The sequence below is a fragment of the Arthrobacter sp. B1805 genome, assembly GCF_002929745.1.
GTDB lineage: Bacteria > Actinomycetota > Actinomycetes > Actinomycetales > Micrococcaceae > Arthrobacter_D.
Genome location: NZ_PJIQ01000001.1, coordinates 23,281 through 37,178, shown reverse-complemented (window position 1 = coordinate 37,178; position 13,898 = coordinate 23,281). Strand labels below are relative to the sequence as shown.

The window sequence follows — 13,898 nt, the reverse complement described above, 5'->3', positions numbered from 1 at the left end:
ATGACAAGTCCCTACTTGGCGATGAACTGCCTGACTGCTGTAACGGCACTAAGGACCGCGTGCTCTCGGGCCGGGGCATCCTCGGACTCGGACTCGTACACGAACATCGTGAGACCGCGTCGACTGCCGCAGTAGTCGATGATGCCGTGTTCTATCTGGGTCCGGAGCGCCTGCTCGTACCCATGCCGGTCGTACACGCCGGCATCATCGCCAGCAACGGGTATCAGGTGTGTCGTGAGGTTCACGAGGTTGCGTTTCATGCCGCCCTCAGCGGCGACGTCGAATGCCCAACCGTTGACGAAGACGCGGTCTATCCACCCCTTGAGCAGGGCCGGCATCGACCACCAGAAGACGGGGAAGATCAGTACGAGGTGCGCGACCCCGTCGAGCCTTTGCTGCTCGGCGGAAACGTCGCGGGCGAAATCACCTCCGACTCGGTATGTGTGCCGATCGGCGAGAGAGAATCTCGGATCGAAGCCTTCTGCTGCTAGGTCGACGAGCTCGACCGTTCCGGGCAGCAGCATCTGCTCGAGTAGGCGCGCAATGTGATGTGTCAGGGAATCGGGATCAGGGTGAGCGGTCACGATGAGGGTCTTCACGCGCTCAATCATGACCACAGCTCACTCCTGATCGACAACTGACGACTGAGGGGCGCCGACATCCAACTGCTAACACCCCTTGAAGTAGCCGGAGGAATTCGCAGCACATCCAAAAGTCACTCGGGCGTCGGGCGCATACAGCACCCTCGATCTCGTCGTCGAGCCCGACAACACGGTGGGCGGTCAAGGCTCCGCGACCGCGCAGCGTGTTGTCAGGCTGAGCAGGTGTGCGTCGATAGAAGGCGCACCAGTTGCCGAGGGGAGTCGTCGGGTCGGCGTCAGTCGAGGACGGCTGTTGCCTCAACTTCGACCAGTACGTCCCGTTCGAATAGATATTCGACACCAATAAGTGACGCTGGTGGCATCGGCAGCGGCAGGCCGATGTCCTCGGCTACCGCATTGACGCCCGCCATGAAGGCCTCGATCTTGTCGGGGCTCCAGGCGGTCACATAGAAGGTGAGGCGAACGACATCACCGAAACTGGCACCAGCGCTCATAAGGCCCGCGTGCGTGTTCCGCAGGGCCTGGGCCACCTGGCCTGCCAGGTCACCGGTGGCCACCGGAGTGCCGTCGGCTTCTCTGGCGATCTGGCCGGACACATGCACGTGGCGGTTCCCGGCACCGACGGCGACGTGATGGTACGGGACGGGCTGCATCAGGGTCTCGGGCGAGGAAAGGCGAACAGTCATCGGAAGCTCCTTGGTCTGGACTGGAGGATTGCTGGTATCTCAGAGATACCTTGTGGGAGGTGGTCACTTCAACGAAACTGGGTGTCATGAGAACTACCAGCAGTCCACCGTCGGACCGCTTCGAGATCGATGTACCCCACCGTGAGCTACTCGACCAGGTGCTCGACAAGTGGTCCCTCCTGGTCCTGAACGAGCTATGCGAACGACCGATGCGTTTCAGCGAACTGCGGCGCGTCATCCCCGCGGTCACACAGAAGTCACTCACCGCAACGCTCAGGCGGCTCGAGCGCAACGGCATCATCGATCGCGCTGTCCTCAGCACCCGTCCAGTGGCGGTGGAGTACAGCATCACGCTGCTGGGAAAGACCCTCCGACCGCCGGTCGAAGCAATTCTCGAGTGGGCAGCAGAGCAGATGCCACTGATCGAGCAGGCGCGCCGCCGCTTCGACGAGTTCGATGAGGTGCACAAGTCACCGGAGGCATGAAGCGCGGGCCCGCGACATACTCGCAACTGACCCTCAGCCCACACCATCATGCGCAGAACGCACCAGTCACCTAGCTCACAGAGGACATGATCGGACGATGGGAAGCACCTGTAGGCGTCAATATAGGTTGACGTAGGATCAATTATCGGCGATCGAAAAAGGGTACGAGAGGGGACCTACTCGCCCTCAATGCTGCTGTGTTGAAGCGTTACTTTCCACGCCGTCGGCCCTGTGCCGGCTTGAGCGCCTTGCCTAGGGTGAACCGTTGTGGCGGGACAATGTTGCCATGACGTCGAGGCCTCCGCTTCAGTTCGCTCGAGCTCGTGATGGGGCGCGGATCGCATGGCGGGTCAGCGGGACTGGTGACCCGTTACTGCTAGTAACCGGTCAGGCCGTGGATTCAACGTCGTGGGATGCCGTTGTTCCAGCGTTCAGTGATTGCTTCCGGGTGGTCTCGTTCGATCATCGGGGTACGGGGGAAAGTTCGATGGGATCCGATGACGGCTATTCGACCGAGTCGTTCGCTGCGGATGCTGTTGCTGTGTTGGACGCAGCTGGTATCGATCGGGCCCATGTGTATGGACATTCCATGGGAGGAAGAGTCGCCCAATGGGTGGCTCTGCGTTTCCTAGAACGGGTAGGCGCCCTCGTATTGGGGGCCACGACTGCAGGAGATGCACGCGGTGTCCCCCGGTCCGTCGGCGCGACGGCTGACCTTGGCAGCGGTGATCAGGTCCGGCTCGCTTCGCTGTTCTTCCGCGACGGGAAGCCTCGGGATGATGCTGCTGCGTTTTTCACCCCGAGCGCGTCCCGTCACGCCCGGCGGCTACACCTTGCGGCCAGCCGCAACCACGATGCCTGGGACCAGTTACCTCGAATTGCCGCACCAACACTGGTCCTTCACGGCACTAATGATGAGATGACACCACCGGGCAATGCGGAGCGGATGGCTGCAGCCATTCCTGATGCTGAGCTCGCGTTACTGACTGCGGCGCGGCATGGGTATTACCTCGAGGAGCCCGACGCCACCGACAGGGTGATCAACTTCCTCCAATGTCACCCATTCGATCCGAAAGGATGGAGAGCACCGCCCGTTCAGAATAGAGCGACGACAAGGAATGCTCGATGGGTTGTTGCGCAGACGCTGCGGCAGGGTGTCAGGCAGTGCTGAAGACGGTGGAGACCAGCAGTACGTAGGTGGCGGTGCCGCCTGCGATGCTCAGCAGCATGTTCGCTTTCCAGAGGTGCAGCCCTGACGTGACGAGCACCCCGAGCGTTGCGGGAACGATGCTTGCCGATTCGATGACGTTGATGTGCCGGAGTGTGTAGACGGTGAGGATCACCATCACGCCGATCGGGATGCGTTCGGCGACGTAGGGCAGGAGCTCGCTGCTGCGCAACGGTGCGAGGATCGCGAACGGGAGGGCGCGTAGCGCCCACGTCACGATGGCGGCTACAAGGGTCACGGCCAGAAGGTATTGGGTGTCATCCACGGCGCCACCTCCAGCGCTTGGCCCCGTAGGAGACAAGGAGCAGGCCGACGAATGTCCCCATCGCGGGCAGGATCATCGCGTCACCGGTGAAGATCACGAAGAACAGTGCACAGGCAAGCGCTACCAGCGGAATCGGTACCGAACGGCGCACACGGTAGGCGTCGATGCCCAGCACGAGGAAGAACGCAGTGATGGCGAAGTCCAGCCCCACCACGCCGGGAGGGATGAGGGACCCGGCGAGCACACCGATCGTGGCGCTGAATACCCAGTTCAGGTAGAAAACCGCCTGGATGCCGAGGATGCGCGCACCGGTCCACTGACGCGCTTCAGGGTGAGCGGTCAATGCCCACGCCTCATCGCACAGGATGTACGTGCTCAGGACCCGGAGGCTGCGGGAGCGGATCTGTCCGAGGGGGAATGAGAGCGCGTAGAAGACGTGCCGGAAGTTCACCAGAAGTGCCGTCAGTGCGACCGAGGTGAGTGGTGCGGCCGCGACCACCATGCCAACGAGCAGGAACTCGAGCGAACCTGCGAAGATCACGCCGGTGAACAACGGCGCCGTCCACCAGGGCAGGGCGGACTGAGAGATAAGCACACCCAGCGCCATTCCCAACGGGAACATCGCGATACCGGCCGGCAGCGCGGTCCGGACACCCGTAAGAGCTTCCCTCGGGACGCTTGAAGCGCTCGATCCGTGGAGGCTGACCGCTGCTGCATTCATCTAGCAATCGTAGGAAGAATTGAGTGAACTATGGTTGCTGGTTTCCGCGCCAGTAGCGGATAGTTGGCAATATGAGAGAGATAGATTTGCTGGATCACGCAATTCTTGAGCAGTTGCAGTTGGATGGTCGTGTCAGCAACCTTGAGTTGGCCCAGCGGGTTGGGCTGACTCCTGCGCCGTGTCTACGTCGGGTGCGCCGTCTGGAAGCTGACGGAGTAATCGCCGGTTACCAGGCAGTCATTGACCACGGGAAGTTGGGCCGTCGTCTCGAAGTCACGGCCGCAGTCGAGGTCAGGAGCACCGATACGCAGACGATCGCTGAGTTCGAGCGGGCGGTCGTGGCTTTCGATGAGGTGGTGGAAGCGCGGAAGGTATTCGGTAACCCGGATTACTTCCTGCGGATCGTGGTGAGCGGCATCGAGGAGTACGAGCAGTTCCAGATGCAGAAGCTCACAGCACTCCCCGCAGTATTCCGGGTCGATTCGCACCAGACCATGAAGCTGCTCAAGAACTGACTGATCACTCCCCCGACTCCGTGGTTGTGTCACGATCTAACGAGTTGCCCCGGCTCACATAGCGCCATGAGTTGCACCCTGACCGCCGGCCCGGGTGAATGATGCCCTGCAGCGGCTGCTTCCCAGAGGGAAGCTCACTTCGAAAGGTGTCTGATCGCGATCATGGCTGCACAAATGCTACGTCAGAACAGTCACGGTTATGAGTGTGTTGGGTCATCCACCTGTGGGCGGGTGGAGCCCGAAGGAGAAAGCTCAAAGCCGTCCACCTGTGGAAGAGCCGACGCGTCAGCATCGTGCTGCCTTGAGGCGGAGCGGTCACGAGAATAGAGCAGCGCTATCGCGTTGGCGGTGACAATCAAAGCGATACCCGCCCATTCGATCGCTCCGAGTGCTTCGTGGAGGAGGGCGACGCCGATCAGCGCGGCCAGGACAGGGTTTAGGCTCATCAGAATCCCGAAGAGGCCGGCCGGAACCCGACGAAGTGCCAGCAAATCAGCGACGAACGGCACTACGGAAGCAAGTACCCCCGCGGCTACCGCGCACAGCAGTGTAAAAGTACCCGGTTGCTTGGTGATGAAGATCAGGACGGCGATCGGCAGGAACAGCATGGCGGACACCCCCGTTGCCGTCGCAGTGCCCTGAACTCCCGGTACACGGGCTCCGATGGTCCTATTGAGCAGGATGTACGCCGCCCAGCTGCAGGCTGCGATGATGCCGAGCCCGATCCCGAGATAATCCGTGGTCGGTTCAGGACGGGCTATGGCTACCACACCGGCACCTGCGATGACGGCGCCGGCCGCGCTGGTTCTGGTGCGGGAGCTGAACAGGGCAACAGCAAGGGGACCAAGGAACTCCAAAGTGACTGCGAGTCCGAGCCCGACACGCTCGACCGCCGAGTACAGGGTGAGGTTCATGGTGCCGAAGACCACGGCCAGGAGTAGGACCGGCCACCACTGAGCTCGGGTCATCGACCGGACCTGAGGCCGGACGAGCGGCAATAGGACAGCGGCAGCCACGAGCTGGCGGACGGCGACCACTCCGACCGGCCCGACGACCGGGAACGCCAAAGATCCCGTGGCCGCGCCCAACTGGTTCGAGGACGCGCTGATGATTGAGATGACGATGCCGGCGCTCCGACCCCTGTCGGCTTGTGCTGCTTTGGTCATGCTCGGAGTGTGCACTGCACCCGTCACTTCCCCACAATGCATGCGCCACACCACTCATGCGCCATGTGCATCAATAGACTGCATCTATGGACGTGGAACTGCGCCACCTACGCTCTCTAGTCGGTGTCATTGACACCGGCAGTTTCACCGATGCCGCCATCGAGCTCGGCATCTCCCAGGCCGCCGTGTCCCGGAACGTGGCGGCCCTCGAACGCGCCCTGGGAATCCGGCTTCTGCATCGCACCACGCGAAGCGTGGAACTGACCCCCGGAGGAGAGCGGGTGATCCGACACGCACGCCGTACACTCACAGCGGTGGCCGACCTTCATCACGCAGCACTGGCCGGCAACGGGATTGTCCGGATCGGATACGCCTGGTCAGCCCTCGGCAGGCACACCCCCGAGTTCCAACGCCAGTGGGCGGTGGCCTATCCCCACCGCGAGCTGCGACTGAGCAGGACGAACACGCCCACGGCAGGACTGCACGAAGGAACCTGTGATCTAGCGATCCTGCGCCGACTTCCGAACACCAAGACGCTCGACGTTTTCATCATCGGTGAGGAGAAACGCTACTGCGCAATGGCCGCCGAACACCCACTGGCTAGCAAGCGCAGCGTCACCCTCGCGCAGATCGCGACCTCGCCCTTGGCAATCGACCAACGAACGGGAAGCACGCAGCTCGACCTCTGGCCTGAGAACAATCGACCAGGAGAAGTCATTCAGACGGAAGACGTTGACGACTGGCTCACCGTCATCGGCAGCGAACGGGCACTGGGCGTGAGCGCGGAATCAACAGCACACCAATACCCCCGCCCAGGCCTGGTGTACCGTCCGGTTCGGGACGCCCCACCGGTCCAGGTCTACGCCGCATGGAACAAAGGCGACCCACCCGCAGGACATCAGGCTCTCCTCGCACTCCTCCGCAACCTCTACCCCTCGTGACACCACGATCCCGACGAGGGCAAAGAGTTCGTTCTAGCTAGTCCGTGCGCGGTATGCGCGCGGGCTCATGCCCATCTCGGCCTGAAAGTGCCGATTGAAATTTGAGAGGTTCGAGAACCCCACCTCGTAGCAGATGGATGACACCGGGATGTTTGTCTGGTCCAGCAGGCGGCACGCATGGGCCAGGCGGAGCTTGCGCACCATCTCGCTGAAGTTTTGACCGGTCGACTTCCGGAAGTACTTGGAGAAGGTGGGCTCGGTCATGCCCACCAGTTCCGCTACGTCGGCCATCCGCACCGGGCCCGAGTGGTTGGCGAAAATGTACTCCAGGGCGATGTCCACCACCGCAGCTGCTTCACCGTCGAGTTGGGGTTCAAACCAGTCCCGGGCTAGGAAGCGCCGATCGGTCTCGGGGGATCTGGCGAAGATCGTGAGGATTCGCAGGACGTGGTTCAAGCGTTCCATCCCGGTGGTTGTTCCGACCGCCTCAATGGCAGCGGCGGCCTCGCGCGCAGTCTCACCGGTGAAGTGGAGGCCTCGTGCTGATTGCTGCAATACGTCTTCTGTCTCTAGAAGCTCTGGCATCAGTTCGGCACATCGGAGCAACCATTCGCCATCGAATTGGAGGACGGCATCGCGCTTTTCGATGACTTCCCCGGGCTCGAGGTCACTGACCCAGTCGTGTGGGAGGCCCGATCCGATGAGCGTGACCTGTCCGGCCTCGAACGTGCCGAGGTAGTCGCCGACGATGAACCGACCAGTGCCCTTGCGGATCAGGTGGATTTCGTACTCGGGGTGGTAGTTCCACCGGGCGATAGGGCTTGGATAGTCGTGTTCGTGCCATCGCACGGAATGCTTGGGATCGTGGGGAATCACCTCCCGATTCGCACGAAGACCTGTCAGTCGTTCAGCAAGCCGGACAGCGGCGTCCGATCCGTCCTGGGCCATCACACGCCTCCTTCAAGTACATAAAAGTTCTCCGCCGAAGGTGCCCTCTAGACCCCGCACAGCATTACTCAGGGCTCTAAATCTCATGAGCTTGGAAAATAAGTATCAGTCGAAGGCAACTAGAGCGCTAGTTGTGCACCCTGTCACACCCCTACCTTTATAGGACAGGAGCAGGTACCCACTTCCACCGGTTGTACCGCCTCCACCCACTCAGAACGCACCTGCGTCGATCCGGCGCGCCTTGATCAGTAAGAACAAAGGAGTCCTTATGCGAATCCCACCTGCACAGGCAACCCTCACCGCCGGGCTGGCCTGCCTGGCCCTCACCCTCACCGCCTGCTCGGGTGCCGGCGGGGGCGGCGGAACCGAATCCGGCGAGGCACAGAGCATCAACGTGCTCATGGTCAACAACCCGCAGATGGAGGACCTGCAGCGCCTCACCGCGGAGAACTTCACCGCGGAGTCGGGCATCACCGTGAACTTCACCTCACTCCCAGAGAACGACGTCCGGGCGAACATCAGCCAGGAGTTCTCCGCCCAGGCGGGACAGTACGACGTCGCGTCCCTGTCCAACTACGAGATCCCGTTCTACTCCGCGAACGGGTGGCTTGCCCCCCTCGACGAGTTCGTCGAAGCAGACGAGGACTTCAACCAGGACGACATCCTCCCGGCGTATACCGAGTCCCTGACCGGTGAGGACGGCAAGCTTTACGGTGAGCCGTTCTACGGTGAGTCCTCCTTCCTCATGTACCGCACGGATGTGTTCGAGGAGCTCGGCTTGACCATGCCCGAGAACCCCACCTGGGACCAGGTCGCGGACCTCGCCGCGCAGGTGGACGAGGCCAAGGAGGACATGAAGGGCATCTGCCTGCGTGGACAACCGGGCTGGGGCCAGGTCTTCGCACCGCTGACCACTGTGGTCAACACCTTCGGCGGGACCTGGTTCGACAAGGACTGGAACGCCCAGGTCGACTCCCCCGAGTTCACCGAAGCCGTCACGTTCTACACTGACCTGGTGAAGGAGCACGGCGAGGCCGGAGCTGCGCAAGCCGGCTTCACCGAGTGCCTGAACAACATGACGCAGAGCCAGACGGCCATGTGGTACGACGCCACCTCCGCCGCGGGCAGCCTCGAGGCCGAAGGATCACCGGTCGCCGGCAAGATCGGCTACGCGGCCGCCCCAGTCAAGGAAACGGAGTCCTCGGGCTGGCTCTGGACCTGGTCGTGGGGAATCCAGGCCGCATCCCAGAAGCAGGACGCTGCATGGGAGTTCATCTCCTGGGCGAGCTCGCAGGAGTACGAGGAACTGGTGGCCGAGGAACTCGGCTGGGCGAAGGTCCCCTCGGGCAAGCGCATTTCCACGTACGAGAACCCGGAGTACCAGGCATCTGCTCCGTTCTACGAGGCAGAGCGCTTCGCAATCGAGAACGCCGATCCCAAGAATCCGGGCCTGCAGGAGCGCCCCTACATCGGCATCCAGTTCGCCGGATTCCCAGAATTCGCCGACCTCGGGACAACGGTGTCGCAGGACATCAGCGCGGTGATCGCCGGGCAACAGACGGTCGAGGAAGCTCTTGCCAAGGGGCAGGAAACCGCCGAAGCCATCGGCGAAAACTACAAGTAGCCACACCTACCGCACGGATGGTGCCCATGTCCTCGTGAGGGCATGGGCACCGTTCGGCAGGAGATCCCTATGAGCTCAGCTACCGCAACCCCGCAGCGTCAACGTCCATCTCGTCATCCCTCCACATCAGATCCGCAAGCCAACGCACGTGCCCGTGCCACCCGGTGGGCCCGCCGCGCCCCACTGCTCCCGGCACTGATATTCCTGATCGTCGTCACCCAGCTGCCCTTCGTCGCGACGCTGGTCATCTCGTTCATGAACTGGAACAGCCTCCGGCCCAATGACACGGGCTTCGCCGGCTTCGACAACTACATCAGCGTCCTGACTGATACGGATCTGCGAGCGTCGATCATTACCACGATCGTCCTTACCGTCACGGTGGTGCTGGTCAGCCTGCTCCTAGGGCTCGGTCTGGCCCTGCTGCTGGACAAGAAGTTCATCGGCCGCGGCATCGTCCGCACCATGCTCATCGCGCCTTTCCTCATCGTGCCGGTCGCCGCGGCCCTGATCTGGAAGCATGCACTGCTGAACCCGTCCTACGGACTCGTCAACGGCACGCTCACCTGGGTCTGGTCCCTGTTCGGCAGCGACAATCCGCCGCAGCCCGAGCTCCTGTCCCAGGCACCCCTGTTCGCCGTTGAGGCCTCCCTGATCTGGCAGTGGACGCCGTTCATGATGCTGATCCTGCTCGCCGGGCTGCAGTCCCGTCCCCTGGACGTCATCGAGGCAGCACAGATCGACGGCGCCTCCCGGTGGCAGATCTTCCGCTACCTCACCCTGCCGCACCTGCGTCAGTACCTGGAGTTGGGCGGCCTGCTCGGCACCATCTACATCGTCCAGAACTTCGACGCCGTCTTCACACTCACATCCGGAGGACTCGGGACGGCGAACCTGCCGTTCTCCATTTACCAGACGTTCTACACGGCCAATGATTACGGGCTGGCCTCGGCAACAGGCGTAGTCGTGGTGATAGGGACCATCATCATCGCCACGTTCGCCCTCCGCACCGTCTTCACACTCTTCCAGAAGGAGGAAGCCCGATGACTACCCTCACCCCGGCCCCCCACAAACAGAAGGCCGGCCCCCGCTTCCTGGGCCGGACGGGGAAGTCCCGCCTGGACCCTACCCGCAACAGCACCGCCGCCGGCCTCGCCGCATGGGCCGCCGCGCTCATCTTCGCGATCCCCGTGTTCTGGATGGTCCTGACGTCCTTCCACTCCGAAAACGACGCCGCAACCAACCCGCCGTCGATCGCAGCGAACCTCACACTGGATTCCTATCGGAACCTCTTCAGTGGAGCCTCCGGGCTGGACCCGTGGCCCCCTCTGATCAACTCGGCGACGGCCTCGATCCTCTCCACCATCCTGGTGCTGGCCCTGGCCATCCCTGCCGCGTACGCGCTGTCCATCAAGCCGATCGAGAAGTGGACGGACGTCATGTTCTTCTTCCTCTCCACGAAGATGCTGCCGATCGTCGCCGCACTGCTCCCGCTGTTCCTGTTCGCACGCAACGCCGGGACACTGGACAACATCTGGTTCCTGATCCTCCTCTATACGTCGATGAACCTGCCCATCGCCGTGTGGATGATGCGGTCCTTCCTCGCCGAAGTGCCTGCGGAGATGCTCGAGGCAGCCCAGATCGACGGCGCCGGGCTCATCCTGACCCTGCGCAAGGTCGTCGCCCCCGTCGCGATGCCCGGCATCGCGGCCACGGCGCTGATCTGCTTCATCTTCAGCTGGAACGAGCTCCTGCTGGCCCGGGTCCTGACCGGCGTCGTTGCCGGAACAGCACCGGTGTTCCTCACCAGCTTCGTCTCCAGCCAGGGCCTGTTCCTCGCCAAGGTCTGCACCGCAGCCGTGGTCATCTCCCTCCCCGTCCTCATCGCCGGCTTCGCCGCCCAGGACAAGCTCGTCCAGGGCCTGTCGCTCGGCGCCGTGAAGTAGAACCTCCCCTCCCCAAAAGGATCCAGCCATGACTGCAACAGCCGAACGAACAGCCGTCGAGGTCCCCAAGACCATGCGCGCTTCCCTCCTCAAGAAGCAGGGCGACGTCGCCCTCGAAAACCTCGCAGTACCCACCGTCGATGACGATCAGGTCCTCGTGCAGGTCGCCGCGGTCGGCGTCTGCGGCAGCGACGTCCACTACTACGAGCACGGGCGAATCGGCCCGTACGTGGTCGATCACCCCCTGATCCTCGGCCACGAACTCTCCGGACGCATCGTCGCCGTCGGTGCCGGTGTCGACTCCTCCCGGGTGGGCCAGCGCGTCGCCGTGGAGCCGCAACGCCCCTGCCGGGTCTGCGACCAGTGCAAGCACGGCCGCTACAACCTCTGCCCGAGTATCGAGTTCTATGCCACCCCGCCCATCGACGGAGCGTTCACCGAGTACGTCGCCATCCAGGCAGACTTCGCCTTCCCCATCCCGGACAGCGTAAGTGATGAGGCCGCGGCTCTCATCGAGCCGCTCTCGGTGGGCATCTGGGCCTGCCAGCGGGCCGAGATCGGCCCGGGCAGCCGCGTCCTCATCGCTGGAGCCGGACCCATCGGCATCATCGCCGCGCAGACCGCCCGGGCCTTCGGTGCCACCGAGGTCTACATCAGCGACATCTCCCCCGACCGCCTCGCCTTCGCTCTCGAGCACGGCGCGACACACGCCCTCGACGCACGCACCGATTCAGTGGAGGGGCTCAACGTCGATGCCTTCATCGACGCCTCCGGTGCACCGCAGGCCGTCCGCTCCGGCATCCTCGCGGTACGTCCGGCCGGGCGTGTCATCCTCGTCGGGCTCGGCGCGGACGACGTCGAACTGCCCGTGTCCTTCATCCAGAACCGGGAGATCTGGCTCTCCGGCGTCTTCCGGTACGCCAACACGTGGCCGCTGGGCATCCAGCTCGTCGCGGACGGCAAAGTGGACCTCGACGTCCTGGTCACCGGGCGCTTCGGCCTGTCCGAGGCAGAAGCCGCCCTCCAGGCCGGCAAGCAACCCGGCCAACTCAAAGCCGTCGTTTACCCCGGCCGCTGATGGAACCGATCCCGGCGCCCGGCATGGTGGTCATCGGCGAATCCCTCGTCGACGTCGTTCACGATGACGCTCGGCGGGCCACGGTCGAACATCCCGGCGGAAGCCCCATGAACGTAGCCGTCGGGACGGCTCGGCTCGGCCTGCCCACGACCCTGGTCACCGCGTTCGGCGACGATCACCACGGTCAGGCTATCGAGCAGCACCTCCTGAGCAATGGGGTCGATGTGGTGAAGGCTGGGGGCACGCGCACCAGCACCGCTGGTGCGCGCATAGGCACCGACGGAGCCGCCACCTACTCCTTCGATATTTCCTGGGACATCGCCACGTCGGTTGACACTGCACGCTCCATGGCAGCAGCGCACTTCCACACGGGATCGATAGCGACCGTCCTGGAGCCTGGGTGCCACGACGTCCTGGACCTCCTCGAACAGGTCCGGAACACCAGCACCATCAGTTTCGATCCGAACTGCAGGCCAACGATCACACCGGATCGTGATGAGGCACGCCGCACGGTGGAACGTTTCGTGGCCCTCACCGACATCGTGAAGGCAAGCGACGAGGACCTGGCGTGGCTCTATCCGGGAACGGAACTGAAGGACGTGATGGATGCGTGGTTGGCCCTTGGGGCCGCCCTCGTGGTCATCACCTGCGGTGGACAGGGGTCCCTCGCGGCCACCGCATCCGTGCAGGCGAGTGAAGAGGCGGCACCCGTTGACGTCGTCGACACTGTCGGGGCAGGAGACTCCTTCATGGCCGCGCTCCTGGCCGGATTGCGGTGGTGCGGTGTGCTCGGGGCGGACGACCGAGCACGGATCGCAGCCCTTGATCACGTGACCCTGCAGCAGCTCCTGTCGTTCGCAGCTACAGCGGCAGCAATCACCTGCTCACGAGCCGGCGCCAACCCACCATCCCTGTCCGAGGTAGCAGCCTTCGAGGGCGTCCCCTGGAAACGACTGGCATGATCCAGGTAGCGAACGATCCCCGCGAAGTCGGAGCCGGAGTCGAGGATGTCATGAAACCCGTGATTTCGGTCAGGAACGCCGGTGAGCTCCACCGCCTGCTTCCCCAATCCGAAGCCGGCCGTCGCACCATGCTGGGCATCGTCGGAGCACCCGGTGCGGGCAAGTCGACCATTGCCACCGCACTTCGGGCGCTGAGTCCGAAAGCCTTCGCGCAGGTACCCATGGATGGCTTCCATCTCGCGGATCAGGCGCTCACCCGACTCGGGTTGCTCGATCGCAAGGGGGCACCGGAGACATTCGACGCCCACGGCTATGCGGCCCTCCTGTCCCGCCTCAGGGACAGGTCCAACCATGTCGTCTATGCACCGGAGTTCCAGCGGGATCTCGAGCAACCGCTGGCCAACGCGCTGCCCGTCCCACCGTCAGCCTCGCTGCTGATCACTGAAGGAAATTACCTTCTTCTCGACGGACCCGGGTGGCGAGAAGCGCGGCAGCAGCTCGACGAGGTCTGGTTCATCGACGCGGACCCGGAGATACGCCGTCGCCGGCTCGTCGACCGGCACATCCTGTTCGGCAAAGAACCCGCGGCCGCCGAGGAATGGGTGCGCCGCGTGGACGAACCGAACGCCGAGCTCGTCGCCGCCACCCGGCACTGCGCAGACCGCGTCCTCGACCTGTCCGACTGGCAGCACACCGAACCCACCCAGCCCCATTCCTGACTACTCCTGATTACT

The 13,898-nt window shown here is 63.3% G+C and carries 16 protein-coding genes; 10 read left to right on the top strand and 6 right to left on the bottom strand.

Annotated elements, in window-relative coordinates; translation table 11 throughout:
• Positions 1–11 precede the first annotated feature (11 nt).
• Together CXQ96_RS00220 and CXQ96_RS00215 are read right to left on the bottom strand one after the other, a co-directional pair.
• Positions 12–611 carry an NAD(P)H-dependent oxidoreductase gene (locus CXQ96_RS00220; protein WP_258058658.1) on the bottom strand — a complete coding sequence of 200 codons (600 nt, stop codon included), beginning with the start codon at positions 609–611 and terminating at the stop codon, positions 12–14.
• 266 nt (positions 612–877) lie between these two features.
• Positions 878–1,288 (bottom strand): RidA family protein, encoded by a 411-nt coding sequence (locus tag CXQ96_RS00215; protein WP_104116038.1) that lies wholly within the window; start codon positions 1,286–1,288, stop codon positions 878–880.
• 86 nt (positions 1,289–1,374) lie between these two features.
• On the opposite strand from CXQ96_RS00215, the gene CXQ96_RS00210 reads away from it, so the two are divergent.
• Both CXQ96_RS00210 and CXQ96_RS19025 read left to right on the top strand, forming a co-directional pair.
• On the top strand, positions 1,375–1,773 hold the full coding sequence (locus CXQ96_RS00210) for a helix-turn-helix domain-containing protein (RefSeq protein ID WP_104116037.1): 399 nt from the start codon (positions 1,375–1,377) through the stop codon (positions 1,771–1,773).
• 286 nt (positions 1,774–2,059) lie between these two features.
• Positions 2,060–2,944, top strand: coding sequence for an alpha/beta fold hydrolase (locus tag CXQ96_RS19025; protein WP_104116036.1), 885 nt, complete (start codon positions 2,060–2,062; stop codon positions 2,942–2,944).
• Here CXQ96_RS19025 and CXQ96_RS00200 read toward each other — a convergent pair.
• Complete coding sequence (locus CXQ96_RS00200) at positions 2,931–3,266, bottom strand: branched-chain amino acid transporter permease (RefSeq protein WP_104116035.1); 336 nt, start codon at positions 3,264–3,266, stop codon at positions 2,931–2,933. The two genes, CXQ96_RS19025 and CXQ96_RS00200, sit on opposite strands and share 14 nt — an antisense overlap.
• Positions 3,259–3,987: an AzlC family ABC transporter permease gene (locus CXQ96_RS00195; RefSeq protein ID WP_104116034.1), complete on the bottom strand. Its 729-nt coding sequence runs from the start codon at positions 3,985–3,987 to the stop codon at positions 3,259–3,261. The genes CXQ96_RS00200 and CXQ96_RS00195 overlap by 8 nt, the downstream gene beginning before the upstream one ends.
• A gap of 71 nt (positions 3,988–4,058) precedes the next feature.
• Between CXQ96_RS00195 and CXQ96_RS00190 the strand changes: the two genes are divergently transcribed.
• Positions 4,059–4,502: an Lrp/AsnC family transcriptional regulator gene (locus CXQ96_RS00190; RefSeq protein ID WP_104116033.1), complete on the top strand. Its 444-nt coding sequence runs from the start codon at positions 4,059–4,061 to the stop codon at positions 4,500–4,502.
• Between the two features lie 197 nt (positions 4,503–4,699).
• Here CXQ96_RS00190 and CXQ96_RS00185 read toward each other — a convergent pair whose 3' ends face one another.
• A complete protein-coding gene (locus CXQ96_RS00185; RefSeq protein WP_104116439.1) occupies positions 4,700–5,668 on the bottom strand; it encodes a DMT family transporter in 969 nt (322 codons plus the stop codon).
• Between the two features lie 86 nt (positions 5,669–5,754).
• On the opposite strand from CXQ96_RS00185, the gene CXQ96_RS00180 reads away from it, so the two are divergent.
• A complete protein-coding gene (locus CXQ96_RS00180) occupies positions 5,755–6,609 on the top strand; it encodes a LysR family transcriptional regulator (RefSeq protein WP_104116032.1) in 855 nt (284 codons plus the stop codon).
• A gap of 33 nt (positions 6,610–6,642) precedes the next feature.
• Here CXQ96_RS00180 and CXQ96_RS00175 read toward each other — a convergent pair whose 3' ends face one another.
• A complete protein-coding gene (locus CXQ96_RS00175; protein ID WP_104116031.1) occupies positions 6,643–7,557 on the bottom strand; it encodes an AraC family transcriptional regulator in 915 nt (304 codons plus the stop codon).
• Between the two features lie 268 nt (positions 7,558–7,825).
• On the opposite strand from CXQ96_RS00175, the gene CXQ96_RS00170 reads away from it, so the two are divergent.
• The 6 genes from CXQ96_RS00170 to CXQ96_RS00145 all read left to right on the top strand — a co-directional run bounded on the left by CXQ96_RS00170 (position 7,826) and on the right by CXQ96_RS00145 (position 13,883).
• Positions 7,826–9,181, top strand: coding sequence for a sugar ABC transporter substrate-binding protein (locus CXQ96_RS00170; RefSeq protein ID WP_104116030.1), 1,356 nt, complete (start codon positions 7,826–7,828; stop codon positions 9,179–9,181).
• Between the two features lie 69 nt (positions 9,182–9,250).
• On the top strand, positions 9,251–10,225 hold the full coding sequence (locus CXQ96_RS00165; RefSeq protein WP_104116029.1) for a carbohydrate ABC transporter permease: 975 nt from the start codon (positions 9,251–9,253) through the stop codon (positions 10,223–10,225).
• Complete coding sequence (locus CXQ96_RS00160; RefSeq protein WP_104116028.1) at positions 10,222–11,124, top strand: carbohydrate ABC transporter permease; 903 nt, start codon at positions 10,222–10,224, stop codon at positions 11,122–11,124. Before CXQ96_RS00165 ends, CXQ96_RS00160 begins: the two co-directional genes overlap by 4 nt.
• A gap of 28 nt (positions 11,125–11,152) precedes the next feature.
• Entirely contained in the window at positions 11,153–12,202 is a 1,050-nt protein-coding gene (locus CXQ96_RS00155; RefSeq protein WP_104116027.1) for an NAD(P)-dependent alcohol dehydrogenase, read from the top strand.
• Positions 12,202–13,164, top strand: a complete 963-nt coding sequence (locus tag CXQ96_RS00150; RefSeq protein WP_258058623.1) for a carbohydrate kinase — start codon at positions 12,202–12,204, stop codon at positions 13,162–13,164. The genes CXQ96_RS00155 and CXQ96_RS00150 overlap by 1 nt, the downstream gene beginning before the upstream one ends.
• Positions 13,161–13,883, top strand: a complete 723-nt coding sequence (locus CXQ96_RS00145; RefSeq protein WP_308662295.1) for a nucleoside/nucleotide kinase family protein — start codon at positions 13,161–13,163, stop codon at positions 13,881–13,883. The genes CXQ96_RS00150 and CXQ96_RS00145 overlap by 4 nt, the downstream gene beginning before the upstream one ends.
• Positions 13,884–13,898 lie beyond the last annotated feature (15 nt).